Origin of the sequence: Ascidiimonas meishanensis, assembly GCF_037782385.1 — a bacterium.
GTDB classification, from domain to species: domain Bacteria; phylum Bacteroidota; class Bacteroidia; order Flavobacteriales; family Flavobacteriaceae; genus Ascidiimonas; species Ascidiimonas meishanensis.
On sequence record NZ_JBBEXD010000014.1, the window covers coordinates 57,534 to 70,991 of the forward strand.

Annotated in this window: 14 protein-coding genes and 4 tRNA genes; 6 read left to right on the forward strand and 12 right to left on the reverse strand. The window is 34.3% G+C overall.

The genetic code is table 11. The features are described from left to right. Positions 1-5: 5 nt before the first annotated feature. The 4 genes from WBG07_RS18065 to WBG07_RS18080 all read left to right on the forward strand — a co-directional run bounded on the left by WBG07_RS18065 (position 6) and on the right by WBG07_RS18080 (position 4,878). Complete coding sequence (locus WBG07_RS18065) at positions 6-959, forward strand: AAA family ATPase (protein ID WP_340203361.1); 954 nt, start codon at positions 6-8, stop codon at positions 957-959. A gap of 192 nt (positions 960-1,151) precedes the next feature. Continuing rightward, a complete protein-coding gene (locus WBG07_RS18070; protein WP_340203363.1) occupies positions 1,152-3,425 on the forward strand; it encodes an aconitate hydratase in 2,274 nt (757 codons plus the stop codon). A gap of 173 nt (positions 3,426-3,598) precedes the next feature. Further along, positions 3,599-4,159: a TlpA family protein disulfide reductase gene (locus WBG07_RS18075; RefSeq protein ID WP_340203365.1), complete on the forward strand. Its 561-nt coding sequence runs from the start codon at positions 3,599-3,601 to the stop codon at positions 4,157-4,159. Between the two features lie 146 nt (positions 4,160-4,305). After that, positions 4,306-4,878, forward strand: coding sequence for a TlpA family protein disulfide reductase (locus WBG07_RS18080; protein ID WP_340203367.1), 573 nt, complete (start codon positions 4,306-4,308; stop codon positions 4,876-4,878). 4 nt (positions 4,879-4,882) lie between these two features. On the opposite strand, the gene WBG07_RS18085 is transcribed toward WBG07_RS18080, so the two are convergent. The 8 genes from WBG07_RS18085 to WBG07_RS18120 all read right to left on the reverse strand — a co-directional run bounded on the left by WBG07_RS18085 (position 4,883) and on the right by WBG07_RS18120 (position 9,340). Continuing rightward, positions 4,883-5,332: a sterol desaturase family protein gene (locus WBG07_RS18085; protein WP_340203369.1), complete on the reverse strand. Its 450-nt coding sequence runs from the start codon at positions 5,330-5,332 to the stop codon at positions 4,883-4,885. Positions 5,333-5,357: 25 nt separating this feature from the next. After that, complete coding sequence (locus WBG07_RS18090; protein WP_340203371.1) at positions 5,358-6,197, reverse strand: phytoene/squalene synthase family protein; 840 nt, start codon at positions 6,195-6,197, stop codon at positions 5,358-5,360. A 5-nt stretch (positions 6,198-6,202) separates the two neighbouring features. Continuing rightward, positions 6,203-7,660 (reverse strand): phytoene desaturase family protein, encoded by a 1,458-nt coding sequence (locus tag WBG07_RS18095; protein ID WP_340203373.1) that lies wholly within the window; start codon positions 7,658-7,660, stop codon positions 6,203-6,205. Positions 7,661-7,713: 53 nt separating this feature from the next. Beyond that, complete coding sequence (locus tag WBG07_RS18100; RefSeq protein WP_340203375.1) at positions 7,714-8,613, reverse strand: MerR family transcriptional regulator; 900 nt, start codon at positions 8,611-8,613, stop codon at positions 7,714-7,716. A 307-nt stretch (positions 8,614-8,920) separates the two neighbouring features. Beyond that, positions 8,921-9,004 (reverse strand) — tRNA-Leu (locus tag WBG07_RS18105). A gap of 31 nt (positions 9,005-9,035) precedes the next feature. Next, positions 9,036-9,108, reverse strand: a tRNA-Lys gene (locus tag WBG07_RS18110). Between the two features lie 43 nt (positions 9,109-9,151). Beyond that, positions 9,152-9,224, reverse strand: a tRNA-Lys gene (locus WBG07_RS18115). Between the two features lie 43 nt (positions 9,225-9,267). Then, positions 9,268-9,340: transfer RNA gene (locus WBG07_RS18120), tRNA-Lys, on the reverse strand. Positions 9,341-9,472: 132 nt separating this feature from the next. Between WBG07_RS18120 and WBG07_RS18125 the strand changes: the two genes are divergently transcribed. Continuing rightward, positions 9,473-9,985, forward strand: a complete 513-nt coding sequence (locus WBG07_RS18125) for a shikimate kinase (RefSeq protein ID WP_340203377.1) — start codon at positions 9,473-9,475, stop codon at positions 9,983-9,985. On the opposite strand, the gene WBG07_RS18130 is transcribed toward WBG07_RS18125, so the two are convergent. The 3 genes from WBG07_RS18130 to WBG07_RS18140 are packed head-to-tail and all read right to left on the reverse strand — an operon-like array spanning position 9,977 to position 11,437. Then, positions 9,977-10,480, reverse strand: a complete 504-nt coding sequence (locus tag WBG07_RS18130) for a phosphoribosyltransferase family protein (RefSeq protein WP_340203379.1) — start codon at positions 10,478-10,480, stop codon at positions 9,977-9,979. The two genes, WBG07_RS18125 and WBG07_RS18130, sit on opposite strands and share 9 nt — an antisense overlap. Beyond that, positions 10,477-11,067: a class I SAM-dependent methyltransferase gene (locus WBG07_RS18135; protein ID WP_340203381.1), complete on the reverse strand. Its 591-nt coding sequence runs from the start codon at positions 11,065-11,067 to the stop codon at positions 10,477-10,479. Before WBG07_RS18135 ends, WBG07_RS18130 begins: the two co-directional genes overlap by 4 nt. Beyond that, entirely contained in the window at positions 11,051-11,437 is a 387-nt protein-coding gene (locus WBG07_RS18140) for an RNA-binding S4 domain-containing protein (protein ID WP_340203383.1), read from the reverse strand. The genes WBG07_RS18135 and WBG07_RS18140 overlap by 17 nt, the downstream gene beginning before the upstream one ends. Positions 11,438-11,518: 81 nt before the next feature. Here WBG07_RS18140 and WBG07_RS18145 point away from each other — a divergent pair, with 81 nt between their 5' ends. Further along, the gene (locus tag WBG07_RS18145) at positions 11,519-12,463 is read left to right on the forward strand and encodes an FKBP-type peptidyl-prolyl cis-trans isomerase (RefSeq protein ID WP_340203384.1); all 945 of its coding nucleotides are present in this window, start codon (positions 11,519-11,521) and stop codon (positions 12,461-12,463) included. 415 nt (positions 12,464-12,878) lie between these two features. Here WBG07_RS18145 and WBG07_RS18150 read toward each other — a convergent pair whose 3' ends face one another. After that, a complete protein-coding gene (locus tag WBG07_RS18150) occupies positions 12,879-13,454 on the reverse strand; it encodes an outer membrane beta-barrel protein (RefSeq protein ID WP_340203385.1) in 576 nt (191 codons plus the stop codon). Between the last annotated feature and the right edge of the window lie 4 nt (positions 13,455-13,458).

Below are 13,458 nucleotides of genomic sequence, written 5' to 3' on the forward strand. Positions count from 1 at the left end.
ACTGGATGTCAGACGTTAATGCCGTTAACAATTTAGTAGAAAAAAATAAAGAATTAAAAAAAGAGATCGCCAAGGTTATTATAGGTCAGGAGGCGGTAGTTAATGAAATTCTACTTTCCATATATTCTGGAGGTCATGCATTGCTTATAGGAGTTCCAGGTCTTGCCAAAACACTTATGGTAAATACCATTGCAAAAGCTTTAGGTCTTGAATTTAAAAGAATTCAATTTACGCCAGATTTAATGCCTAGTGATATTCTGGGAAGTGAAATTTTAGATCAAAATCGGCAATTTAAATTTATTAAAGGACCCGTTTTTTCAAACATTATTCTTGCAGATGAAATAAACCGGACACCCCCTAAAACTCAGGCAGCACTGCTAGAGGCTATGCAGGAAAGAGCAGTAACCGTAGCTGGACATCATTACAAATTAGAGCTGCCCTATTTTGTTCTTGCCACACAAAACCCTATAGAACAAGAAGGAACTTATCCATTGCCGGAAGCACAGTTAGACAGATTCATGTTTGCAATAGCATTAGACTACCCTTCATTTCAAGAAGAAATTGAAGTGGTTAAAAAGACCACTACTCAAAAAGTAAATGAAGTAAACGCTTTATTTACCGCGAATGAAATAATAGAAATTCAACAATTAATACGAAGAGTTCCCGTAGCAGATAATGTTATAGAATATGCCGTAAGATTAGTTGGTAAAACACGTCCTGGAAGTGAATTTGCTCCAGAAGTGGTAAACAATTTTGTGGATTGGGGAGCAGGGCCAAGAGCTTCTCAAAATCTTATTTTGGCGGCTAAAGCAAATGCAGTAGTTAACGGAAAATTTTCACCAGACATTGAAGATGTGAAAAAAGTAGCTAATGGCATTTTAAGACATCGAATTCTTAAAAATTATAAGGCAGAAGCAGAAGGTAGGTCTGTTGAGAATATTATTGCAGAACTGCTCTAAAATTCTTCGGTTTCAAATCAAATGTAATCCGAGTTCTCTATCGGTAAACAAAATATATTGTGTGTCTTGATATATTTTTTGTTTTTTTAATAAATCGCACCTTTTTGGCATAGATTATTGCTAATTTATTGTTTTAAAGCTAAAGCTATTTTCGTAATTTCGCTGGACTTTTAATTTTAATAGACAAATTATATGGCCTTTGATATAGATATGATCAAGAAAGTTTACGGAGAACTTTCCGATAAGGTAACTCAAGCTCGAAAAATTGTTGGAAAGCCGTTAACTTTATCAGAGAAAATTTTGTATTCTCATTTGTGGGATGGTATACCAGAAAAAGCATTTACTAGAGGTAAAGATTATGTAGACTTTGCTCCAGACAGAATTGCTTGTCAAGATGCTACTGCTCAAATGGCACTGTTGCAATTTATGCATGCAGGAAAGCCTCAGGTGGCTGTGCCCACAACTGTTCATTGTGATCATCTTATTCAAGCTAAAGTAGGTGCAAAGGCCGATTTAAAAAGAGCTAACGAAACTAGTAATGAAGTTTTTGACTTTCTGGAATCAGTTTCAAACAAGTATGGAATAGGATTCTGGAGTCCCGGAGCAGGGATTATCCATCAAGTTGTTTTAGAAAATTATGCGTTTCCAGGAGGAATGATGATTGGAACAGATTCTCATACAGTAAATGCTGGTGGTCTTGGAATGGTAGCCGTAGGTGTAGGTGGTGCAGATGCAGTAGATGTGATGGCTGGAATGGCATGGGAACTTAAATTTCCAAAACTAATTGGAGTAAAACTAACTGGGAAATTGTCTGGTTGGACTGCACCTAAAGATGTAATACTTAAAGTAGCTGGAATCTTAACGGTAAAAGGAGGTACAGGGGCTATAGTTGAATATTTTGGAGAAGGTGCAATTGCAATGTCTTGTACTGGAAAAGGTACTATTTGTAACATGGGTGCTGAGGTAGGAGCTACCACATCTACATTTGGCTATGATGAATCTATGGATCGTTACTTAAGATCTACTGGAAGAGCAGACGTTGCAGACGCAGCTAATGAAGTGAAAGAACATCTAACCGCAGATCCAGAGGTATATGCGAATCCTGAGAATTATTTTGATCAAGTAATTGAGATTAATCTATCAGAATTAGAACCACATTTAAACGGACCATTCACACCAGATTTAGCTACGCCAGTTTCTAAAATGAAAGAAGCAGCGCAAACCAATGATTGGCCTTTAAAAGTAGAATACGGACTTATAGGTTCTTGTACCAATTCTTCTTATGAAGATATTTCAAGAGCAGCCTCGCTAGCAAAACAAGTGGTAGATAAAAATTTAAAAACAAAATCTAATTTTACCATTACCCCTGGATCAGAACAGGTGAGGTACACCATAGAAAGAGATGGATTTATAGACACATTTGATAAAATTGGAGCTACTGTTTTTGCAAATGCTTGTGGGCCATGTATTGGAATGTGGGATCGTTATGGTGGAAAATCTGATGATATGAATAGGAATACTATTGTACATTCCTTCAATCGAAACTTTGCAAAACGCGCAGATGGAAATCCAAATACCATGGCATTTGTAGGTTCTCCAGAATTGGTTACCGCAATTGCTATTGCAGGGCGTCTTGATTTTAATCCGTTAACAGATAAATTAATTAATGAAGATGGGGAGGAAGTAATGTTAGAAGAACCTAGAGGTTATGAACTTCCACCAGAAGGTTTTGCAGTAGAGGACGCTGGTTATGTTTCTCCAGCGGAAGATGGTTCCTCTGTAATAGTGAAAGTAGCATCAGATTCTGAAAGGCTTCAATTGCTAGAGCCTTTTGCTCCCTGGGATGGTAAAAATATCATGGGTGCGCGTTTGTTAATCAAAGCGTTTGGCAAATGTACTACAGATCATATTTCTATGGCAGGACCATGGCTTAGATTTAGAGGACATTTAGACAATATTGCAAATAACACATTAATAGGTGCTATAAATATATTCAATAAGAAAACAAATTTTGTAAAAAATCAACTTACTGGTGAATATGCAGGAGTTCCAGATGTGCAAAGAGAGTACAAAGCAAAAGGCATTCCAACAGTAGTGGTAGGAGATCATAATTATGGTGAAGGTTCTTCCCGGGAGCACGCTGCGATGCAGCCTAGGCATTTAGGAGTTAGAGTAGTATTGGTAAAATCATTTGCAAGAATTCACGAAACGAACCTTAAGAAACAAGGGATGTTAGGAATTACTTTTGACAAAGAAATTGATTATGATTTGATTCAAGAAGATGATATCTTTAATTTTATTGATATAGAATCATTTGCTCCTGATAAACAAATCACCATAGAATTGGAACACGCTGATGGAACGAAAGACGTTATCAAAGCAAACCACACCTATAATAACAGTCAGATAGAATGGTTCAAAGCAGGATCTGCTTTAAACCTTATTAAAGCAGAAAATAACGGATAAGTCATTTAACTATCAAGAATAGTGAAAACTCCCGAAATGCCGGGAGTTTTTTTGTCACTAAAAAGTAAATATCTTTTTAATTTCTTTTATTAAGCTGTATACTCATAACAAATAATGTCAATATTTATCAGTAGCTTTGGCTAGATTCAAACCCTTGTATTTGTAAGATTCCTATGAAGATTCGTAAAAAGTCAGTTGTTAATCTTTTATTTATTTTATTGATAGGAATGTTCTTTATTCCTCCTGTTGCTCATGAAGCAAAAATTTTGCTCAATCGAATCCTAGCGTTTAGTCCAGATGTGGTTAAGACTGAGGAGCGAAAAGAGATAAAAGACTTTGATTGGAAACTAAAGGATGAAAGTTGGGATTTTTTTAATTTCAATCAATCAAAAGGGAAGGTTATTTTTGTTCATTTTTGGGCATCATGGCGGGTACCTTCTATAGCAGAAGCAAAAAGTATTCAAAAGCTTTATGATGAATACAAAGGTAAGGTTGATTTCTATCTGATAACCAATGAGGAACGAGAGCCAGTTATTAAATTTATGGAGAAAAATGGACATACTTTTCCTGTTACTTATCTTATAATTGGCGAAAAAATGCCTTTTGATCCAGAAAAAGTTCCATCAACCTATATCATAGATCGGGACGGTTTTATCGCAGTAGAAAAGTTTGGAGTTGCAAATTGGTATAGTACAGATGTACGCGATTTACTTTCAGATTTAATTGAAAATTAGTAACTTGAAATAGTGATTCTTTCGGAAAAGATTTTTGTGGCTTTATAAAAATCTTGACGTGTACATTTTTTTAAACTTTTGTTTTTTTTGATGTCAGTTAGCTAAAAAATTAACGACCACTAATGTATTTGTAAAAAGTGAAATACATGAAAAGTATAAAGAACAGCATTATTAACGTGTCTTTGGTTGTCTTCATACTCTTGTTGCTCTACCCACCAACAGGGAATCCAATGAAAGTTTTTGCTTATAGGTTGCTTTCTTTTACACCATTTGTGAAAGCTGAGAGCGACAGGCTTGAAGTGAGTAATTATTATTGGCGTCTAAATGAAGTGACTGGTAATACTTCAATCAATTTTGAAGATTCTAAGGGAAAAGTAATATTGGTAAATTTATGGGCCACATGGTGTCCACCATGTATTGCAGAAATGCCAAGTTTACAAAACTTATATACAGATTATAAAGATAAAATAGATTTCTATTTCGTTACTTCAGATAATGAAGCACGTGTACGTCCATTTATGGAGAAGAATATGTATGATTTTAAGGTTTATAATCCTATTGGTGAAATACCAGATGAGTTGTATTCTAGAAGTATTCCCGCAACTTATTTAATAAGTCCTGATGGTAAAATTGTTATTGAAAAAAAGGGTGCAGCAGACTGGAATAGTAAGACCGTAAGAGAAACTATTGATGCGTTATTACAAAAAAAAGGAAATTAGCATTTTATTTTTTGAAGTACTTTAATGGAACAAAAAGCATTCCAAAACATTCCCCATCGGTTTTGCCTAAATGTTTGTGATGTATCTTATGGGCTCTTCGTATTCCTTTTGCATACCAATTATTAGCATTGCGTAAAAATTTGAATCTTTGATGGATGAAAATATCATGTACCATAAAATAGGTAGCACCATAAGCAATAATGCCAAATCCAATAGGAAAACCATACCAAAAGTTGGTGTTATCTGCAATCATAATAAATGACATGCTTACAATGGCATAAAAAATAAAAAAAGCATCATTCTTCTCAAACCAAGAGTCGTGATCTTTTTTGTGATGATCTTTGTGAAGACTCCAAAGAAATCCATGCATTATATATTTATGTGTAAACCATGCCATACATTCCATGATAGCAAAGGTAAGTGAGAATATCAATATCCAAATTAGGGTGTGCATAAAAAATTACTTTTATGAAAATGGGTTAAATCAGATTCAACCTATAATTAAAATAGGAGGAGGCCAAAAGTCCAAATTTTTGATAATCAGGTACTCTTATTCTAGTATTTTTAATTTCTAAAGGAGGCGTATTTTTTAATTTTTGTAAAAGTTTTGTATAGTATTTATAAGCAGTATACACACCAAACTTAGCTTCGGTAGGAAGTTTCATAATTCCTTCATACCCTTTTTTGAAATCGCAATCTATTTCTGCGATTATTGCTTGTTTAGATACTTCGTCCAGTTGGCTAAGATCAGTATTGGGGAAATAAGTACGGTCTAAATCTTCGTAATCTGCTTTGAGGTCTCGAAGAAAATTTACTTTTTGAAATGCAGAGCCAAGAGCCATGGCCGATTCCTTTAAGATTTCATATTGGTTGCGATCTCCATTCACAAATACCGTAAGACACATGAGTCCAACTACATCTGCTGACCCAAAAATATACTCTTCATACTCCTGTTGTGTGGTATATACTTTCTTAACTAAATCCAAACGCATACTTTTCATAAAAGCAGCAATCAAAGAATGCTCTATTTGAAATTTATGAACTGTATGCTGAAACGAATTAAGAATAGGATTTAAACTAATTTTATCTTCCAAAGCTTTTTCTAGATCCTCCTCAAACCTGTCAAAAAGTATATTTTTATCGTAATCGTGAAAAGTATCTACAATTTCATCTGCAAATCTTACAAAGCCATAGATATTATAGATATCCTGACGAATACTAGGAGCAAGCATTTTTACCGCCATGGAGAAGGATGTGCTGTAGGATTTGGTTACCAATTGGCTACATCCATAAGAAACCGTGTCAAATAATGCTTTCATAAGGCTTAATTTTGTTTATGAATTAATTCTGATACCAATTTACCTGAAATTAATGCAGGAGGAACGCCAGGACCCGGAACTGTTAATTGTCCTGTAAAATATAAATTTTTCACTTTTTTACTTCTTAGACCAGGTCTTAAAAACGCAGTTTGAAGCAGCGTGTTTGCCATTCCATATGCATTGCCTTTATAAGAGTTGTATTCCTTCACAAAGTCTTTCACACAAAAGGATTCCTTAAATATAATACTATTTTTTATTTCTTGGTTCGTCAGTGTTTCAAAACGATCCATGATAATGTCAAAATATTGCGATCTTAATTCAGGTGTGTCTTCTACTCCGGGTGCTATTGGAATTAAAAAAAAGCCATTTTCTTTTCCTTCCGGAGCCATTTCAGCATCAGTAATTGATGGGAAATTAGCATAGAAAAGAGGTTCTTTGGGCCATTCTAAAGTATCATAAATTGCTTCTGCATGTGCTTCAAAATCAACATCAAAAAATAAATTATGATGACTAATATTTTTCAGTTTTTTGTCAAAACCTACATAGAATAATAAAGAGGAGGGCGCAAAGGTCTTTTTACTCCAATACTTTTCGCTGTATTGCCTATAAGGTTCTTCGAGCAGCGTTTCAGAATGATGATAATCTGCCCCTGAAACAACAATATCGGCCTTTAAGACTTCTCCATTGGTTTGAATACCAATTACCTTCTTATTTTCAACCATAATTTTCTCAACGGGGGAATCTGTGATGATCTCTACACCCAGTTCTCTGGCCAACTTCTCCATTGCAATTATAATCTGGTGCATTCCGCCTCTAGGATGCCATGTGCCAAGACCAAAGTCTGCATAATTCATAAAACTATAAAAAGAAGGTGTATCACTTGGTTTTGCTCCTAGAAAAAGAACAGGAAATTCTAAAATAGCTATTAGCTTATCATTTTTAAAATCTTTGCGAATATCTTTACTAATATTTTTGAAAAACTGCCCCACCCTTAAAACCGTTTCTTTTGTGACCAATTCTAAAGGGGAAATTCCAGGTCTGTATACAATGTCTTTAATAGCAATGTCGTAGTTATCACTTGCTTTTTGAATGAATTTTTTAAGTTTAGTAGAACTTCCCGGTTCAATACGCTCAAATTCTTGATATATTTTGTTTAAAGAGTCTCCAATAGTGATAATTTCATCTTTAAAAATCACTTGATACGCAGGATCTAATTTTTCAAGCGAATAATAGTCTGATGGTTTCTTGTTGAAATCTGCAAAAAAACGTTCAAAAATATCTGGCATCCAATACCAACTTGGACCAATATCAAAAGTAAATCCATCTCTTTTAAGTTGGCGAGCACGCCCGCCAAGGGTTGGATTTTTCTCAATGATGGTTATTTGGTGTCCCTGTTTTGCAAGATAACAAGCAGCAGAGAGTGAAGAAAAACCAGAACCGATAACAATAATTTTATTTCCCATTGTTCAACAAATGTATCAAAAAGTTAAACAGCAGAAAACAGCTAAACAAAATTTCACAGTTCTTTAACAACCTGCTCTATGCTTTCAAAGGTGCGAATGGAATCTGGTAATTGATCCATTTTAAGATGCTGAATTTGTTGCCCAAGTATCCAAAGACTATTAGCACCACTTTCATTGATATCTTTAGAGAATTCACGAACATAATTTTGCACTTTATCTTTATTAGGCTCAACGGTGAAATAGGACAAAAAGGTAATGCTGGAAAAATATTTAAGAATATCTTTTAAACTTTCTAATGGAACTGTTTGTCCAAGATAAATAGATTGATACCCTCTTAAAACTACTTCATAATTTAAATAAAGCAAACCTATTTCGTGAATTTCGTTGTCTGGTAAATACAATACAAATACCTTATCTTTTTTGGAAGGTTCAATCATTTGAAGCTTCTCTGTATTGATTAGTATTTTTTGCTTTATAAGACTCGTTATGAAATGTTCATGAGAAGGACTGATGGTGTCAGTTTGCCAAAGAAGTCCAAGTTCATTAAGAAGAGGAATGAAAACTTCGTAAAAAACTTCTCTGAAAGATTTATCAATTAAAAGACTATTATAGGTACTATAAAACAGCGTTTGATCAAAATTAATCATAGCTAGTTTAAAAGCATTTATAGAATGATTTTTAACACTATTCTCTGATATAATTTCCCTTACCATTACAGGAATAACGTCTTCTTTTAATTTAGCTATTTTGGAAATTTTATATCCGTGATTGTAAAGAAGCGTTATGTTGAGTAATTTTTGGAGACTACTCAAAGGATAATATCTAATATTGGTGTCTGTCCTATTTGGTTGTAAGAGATCGTAGCGCTTCTCCCATATTCTAATGGTATGTGCCTTTATTCCTGATAAATTCTCAAGATCTTTTATACTGAAATTTCTCTTAACATTGTTCATCTTTTCATAGTATATATTAAACAAAAATACTTATTTAACTTGGTAAAACATAAAAGATTTAGTTAAATTACCAAGATAATCGATTTACGACCATTATTATTCTCCAAAATAGAGTAAAGTTTGTTCAACATAATTTGGAAGAAGTAAAATTTTATGAAGCAATACAGACACAACAGTGGTAAGTAAGACGATTTCTTTGATCAGTAAGGTTGGGATGTGTTAAGAATAAGAGAGAAGCAGAAATGATTTTAAAATAAATCTACAAATTTTTTGTATAAAAAAAGCCCACCTTTCGGTGTGGCCTTTGTGCCCACGACTGGATTCGAACCAGCACGTCCTTTCGAACACCACCCCCTCAAGATGGCGAGTCTACCAATTTCTCCACGTGGGCAGAAATATTTGGAAAGATACTCATTACGCAGTGACCCGACTGGGGCTCGAACCCAGGACCCCAACATTAAAAGTGTTGTGCTCTACCAACTGAGCTATCGAGTCAAAAAAATAAAGCCTCCGCAAAGGCTTCATTTGTAGTTATTTGTGACCCGACTGGGGCTCGAACCCAGGACCCCAACATTAAAAGTGTTGTGCTCTACCAACTGAGCTATCGAGTCAAAAAAATAAAGCCTCCGCAAAGGCTTCATTTGTAGTTATTTGTGACCCGACTGGGGCTCGAACCCAGGACCCCAACATTAAAAGTGTTGTGCTCTACCAACTGAGCTATCGAGTCAAATGCATTTCAGTAATGCGGGTGCAAATATAATATCAATTATTTACTTTGCAAGGCTATTTTACCATAAATTTGTTTTTTTTTAATAGAATTACATAAAGTCTTGTTTACTACTAATTTGATTCTTTTTATATGATAATATTGATAGGATATATGGGCAGTGGAAAATCTACTATTGGAAGGGTTCTTTCTAAATCTCTTCAGAAAAAATATTATGATTTAGACCATTTTATTGAAAAGAAAGAAAATAGTAGTATTTCAAAGATTTTTCAAAGCAAAGGCGAGATCTATTTTAGAAGAAGAGAACGTGAACTACTTCAAGAATTGCTTATTGAAAATGAAGATATTATTTTATCTCTTGGAGGAGGAACACCATGTTTTGGAGATACTATGGAAATAATAAAAAACGCTACACCTAACGTTTTCTATCTGAAATTATCTGTACAGGCATTAACAGAGCGTCTTAAGCACGAAAAAGGCACTAGACCTCTTATTAGTCATTTAGAGACGGATGAAGCACTTGAAGAATTTATTAGAAAACATATTTTTGAGCGCAATTTTTATTATCTGCAAGCGCATAAAAGTATAAATGCCGATCATAAATCGGCCGAAGTACTCGCTCAAGAGATTATGGAATTATTGTAAGTAAACAGCATCGTCTTCCCCGTTAAAATCTACGGTGATATGCTCTTGTAGACTGGTAGATAGTGAAATACCCTTAAAGTCTGCTTTTACAGGATATAATTTGTGATTTCTATTGACGAAAACAGCGGTTTTAAGTTTTTTCATCGGAACTTGCAAAAAGTGTTTCACACAGTGCACTAATGTAGAACCTGAATTTAATACGTCATCTATTAAAACTACTGCTTTGTTTTGATATTCTTCTTCGGGAATACTAGTTTCTATAGCCTCAAAAGGATTTTTTTTATTGATTTTTATATGGCAAATTGTAATCTTGATGGTGGTAATTTCTTCTAGAATATTTCCTAGCTTATCGGCAAATTTAGATCCCTCTGGTGCAATTCCGGCTAAAATGATTTCTTCTTCATGCGCAAAAGTTTCATAAATCTGCCAAGCAATTCTTCTTACCTTATGCTGGATTTGCTCATGAGATAATATTTTATTTGGAATATTGTTCATAATGATTTTTTTTCAAAGATAAAAAAGAGTTCATTTCCCGCACGTGGTTTTATTGAATTGTAACAGCGTTCTAATACATGAATATGAAATAAGGGAGAAAATAGTTGTTGATATTCTCTTAATGAACCACCAAAAGGTGGTCCGTTAGGAGTTAATTCAAAATCAAATAAAACACCAGCAACCTTTCCTTTAGGCTGGAGACACGCAGCAAGATGAGTGGCATATTTTTCACGTAAATTTGGTGACAATGCACAAAAAAAGGTCTGTTCAATAATGAGATTATAGGTTTGATGATGTTTGAAGAAGTCTTCTTGATGTAATTGAACTTCCGGAAAATCTGGATTCGCTTCCTTGAAAAGCTGAAGCGGCAGCCTTGCGAAATCAAGAATATGAACGTTATGAAAGCCTTTTGAAAGAAAATAACTAGCCTCATGAGCATTTCCTGCACCGGGAATTAAAATTTTTAAATCGGTATTCTCTAACTGATCTATATATTCTTTGATTGGGGTAGAAACATATCCAATATCCCATCCTGTTTGATTGTTAGTATATCTTTCTTGCCAATAAATATTATTCAGTTCCTTCATTTTCTGCATCGTCTATATAATCATCAATAGAGCGTCTATCTTTTTTTGTGGGTCTACCCAATCCTTTTTTTCGATAATGATCTTTTGCATATTGCAAGAGCTCTTTATGCTCAAAGGCATCTTTAGGTGTAGTGTCTTTTCGATAGATGTCAACTAATTTTGCACCAACCCTGCTCTTTGGAATATCTAGTATGGTTAATTGATAATCTATCTGGTTTTTGCGAACCACTAACTTATCTAAAGGGTAAATTTCTTTGCCGGGTTTAGCAATATGCTCATTGATGCGGATATGTCCTTTTTTACAGGCCTCTGTGGCCATATTTCGGGTTTTGTAATATCGGGTGCACCAGAGGTATTTATCAATGCGCATAAGTACAATTAAAAATCTTAGTTAATGTCTTAAGCAAAAATAAGGGAAAATTGTATCTTGCGCACTTTAATTCTAATTACAATGATGAAATTTGGAAGAAGTATTTTAATACTACTTTTTGTGACTACCGCCTTATGGAGTTGCAATAATAATGACGACGACAATAACACAGAAGAGATTCGAGATGTTGGTGAAGTTACCTTAGAAAATGATGCGGAGATTTTAGAATATTTAGAAACCCATTTTTACAATTACGAAGATTTTCAAGAACCTGTGGCTGAAAGTTTTGACTTTGTTATTCGGTTTGATACAATTGCTGGTGAAAACTCAGATAAAACCGCGTTAATTGATCAGGTAGTGGAGAGTAGCATAGTACTTCAAGACAGAGAAGACAATGATATTACGTTTAAATATTACCATATTGAGGCTGTAGAAGGAGAAGGGAACGGACTTACTATTTCAGATTCTGCCTATGCTCGTATCAATGGTTTATTATTGGATGGAACGGTGTTTGAAAATTTTACAGCGGTACCTACTTGGTTTGATTTTCTTGGGAATAGAACAGTAACAAATCCAGGCTTGATTAGAGGTTTCGCTGAAGGTTTAACAAAATTTAAGGGAGGTCTTGCACCAGTTGATAATGGAGATGGCACCTTTAGTGTAGAAGGCTTTGGAGTGGGTGCTTTTATAATTCCATCTGGCTTGGCGTATTTCAATAATCCTCCAACTGCGTTAATTCCGCAGTATGCTCCCTTAATATACACGGTTCAATTATATTCTGTAAATGAAGCAGATCATGATTTAGACAGTATTCCATCTCGTCTTGAAGATATAGATGGCGATGGGAATCCTGCCAATGATGACTCAGATGATGATAGAGTTCCTGATTATCTGGATGCAGATGATGATAATGATGGGGTCTTGACTAGTGAAGAGTATGATAGAAACGGAGATGGTATTCCAGATGATACTAATGGCGACGGAATTCCAGATTATTTAGACAGAGAAACTAGACAGGCCTCGTAATAATTATCTTTTATTGTATTGAATTGATAAATTTTTTATGAATTTTAGCACGATTCTAAGGTTTTACTTTAGCTGTTTTAAGGAGTGACAGCTAATCGTTTATTGATATCATTTCTATCTCTGCAAATTAAATCTTTCCTTTTTGTAGATTAAATTGTTTGTATTAAATGCGGTAATCTTAAAAAGAAAAGAAATCATGAAAAAAACTTCTTAAAAATTTGAAACTCAACAAGGACAAAGTAGCCAGATTTGATGCAAATCAAGTTAGCGGTGGATATAAAACTGGATGAAGGTATGCAGGCACATTTTACTGTTGTATCAATTATTTGTAGTAAATGAATTGTATTTTTAATGCAAAAAAGGAGGCTAAATACTAAGTATTTAGCCTCCTTTTTTTAGAATCTTGTTTATTGCGCTATAATTTAATAGCCAAGCTAAGAATAAGCTGTTCTGGTCTGGTATCAATTCTTCCAGATCCAGAAAGACCAACAAATTGAGCTTCATTGCTACTGAAGCCTCTTTCATATCTAAGGTCTATCCCTAAGTTACCTAAACTTAAGGCAGCACCTATATTTAAACCAACAGTAAAATCATTTTCCACATCGTTCAGTACAATTCCATCTAGATCTGTATCTAAAATATATTGTAATGAAGGTCCGGCAAAAACACTCAAGGGGCCTACGACATCTAATCCTAATAAAATAGGCGCGTCAAGTTTACTCATATCAAACTTATCACCATCATAGTCACTTTTAGTTTTGGTGTACACTAATTCTGGTCTCAAATAAAGTTTTCCAAGGTCTACTTTTCCCCAAAAACCTACATGATATCCAACGTTTGCTGTAGGATCTTCTGCAATGTTTCCAGCATCTCTAAAATACTCACCATTTGAATTATAATTAAGTCCTACTTTGATTCCAAAACCAGAATCTTTTTGTGCCATCATATTTGCACTTGCAAATAATAACAACACAATAATTGCTTTTTTCATAAGT

Coding starts and splice junctions, on each gene's coding strand:
- WBG07_RS18065 (WP_340203361.1), top strand. CDS start 6: ATGTCAGACGTTAATGCCGTTAACAATTTAGTAGAAAAAAATAAAGAA.
- WBG07_RS18070 (WP_340203363.1), top strand. CDS start 1,152: ATGGCCTTTGATATAGATATGATCAAGAAAGTTTACGGAGAACTTTCC.
- WBG07_RS18075 (WP_340203365.1), top strand. CDS start 3,599: ATGAAGATTCGTAAAAAGTCAGTTGTTAATCTTTTATTTATTTTATTG.
- WBG07_RS18080 (WP_340203367.1), top strand. CDS start 4,306: ATGAAAAGTATAAAGAACAGCATTATTAACGTGTCTTTGGTTGTCTTC.
- WBG07_RS18085 (WP_340203369.1), bottom strand. CDS start 5,332: ATGCACACCCTAATTTGGATATTGATATTCTCACTTACCTTTGCTATC.
- WBG07_RS18090 (WP_340203371.1), bottom strand. CDS start 6,197: ATGAAAGCATTATTTGACACGGTTTCTTATGGATGTAGCCAATTGGTA.
- WBG07_RS18095 (WP_340203373.1), bottom strand. CDS start 7,660: ATGGGAAATAAAATTATTGTTATCGGTTCTGGTTTTTCTTCACTCTCT.
- WBG07_RS18100 (WP_340203375.1), bottom strand. CDS start 8,613: ATGAACAATGTTAAGAGAAATTTCAGTATAAAAGATCTTGAGAATTTA.
- WBG07_RS18125 (WP_340203377.1), top strand. CDS start 9,473: ATGATAATATTGATAGGATATATGGGCAGTGGAAAATCTACTATTGGA.
- WBG07_RS18130 (WP_340203379.1), bottom strand. CDS start 10,480: ATGAACAATATTCCAAATAAAATATTATCTCATGAGCAAATCCAGCAT.
- WBG07_RS18135 (WP_340203381.1), bottom strand. CDS start 11,067: ATGAAGGAACTGAATAATATTTATTGGCAAGAAAGATATACTAACAAT.
- WBG07_RS18140 (WP_340203383.1), bottom strand. CDS start 11,437: ATGCGCATTGATAAATACCTCTGGTGCACCCGATATTACAAAACCCGA.
- WBG07_RS18145 (WP_340203384.1), top strand. CDS start 11,519: ATGATGAAATTTGGAAGAAGTATTTTAATACTACTTTTTGTGACTACC.
- WBG07_RS18150 (WP_340203385.1), bottom strand. CDS start 13,454: ATGAAAAAAGCAATTATTGTGTTGTTATTATTTGCAAGTGCAAATATG.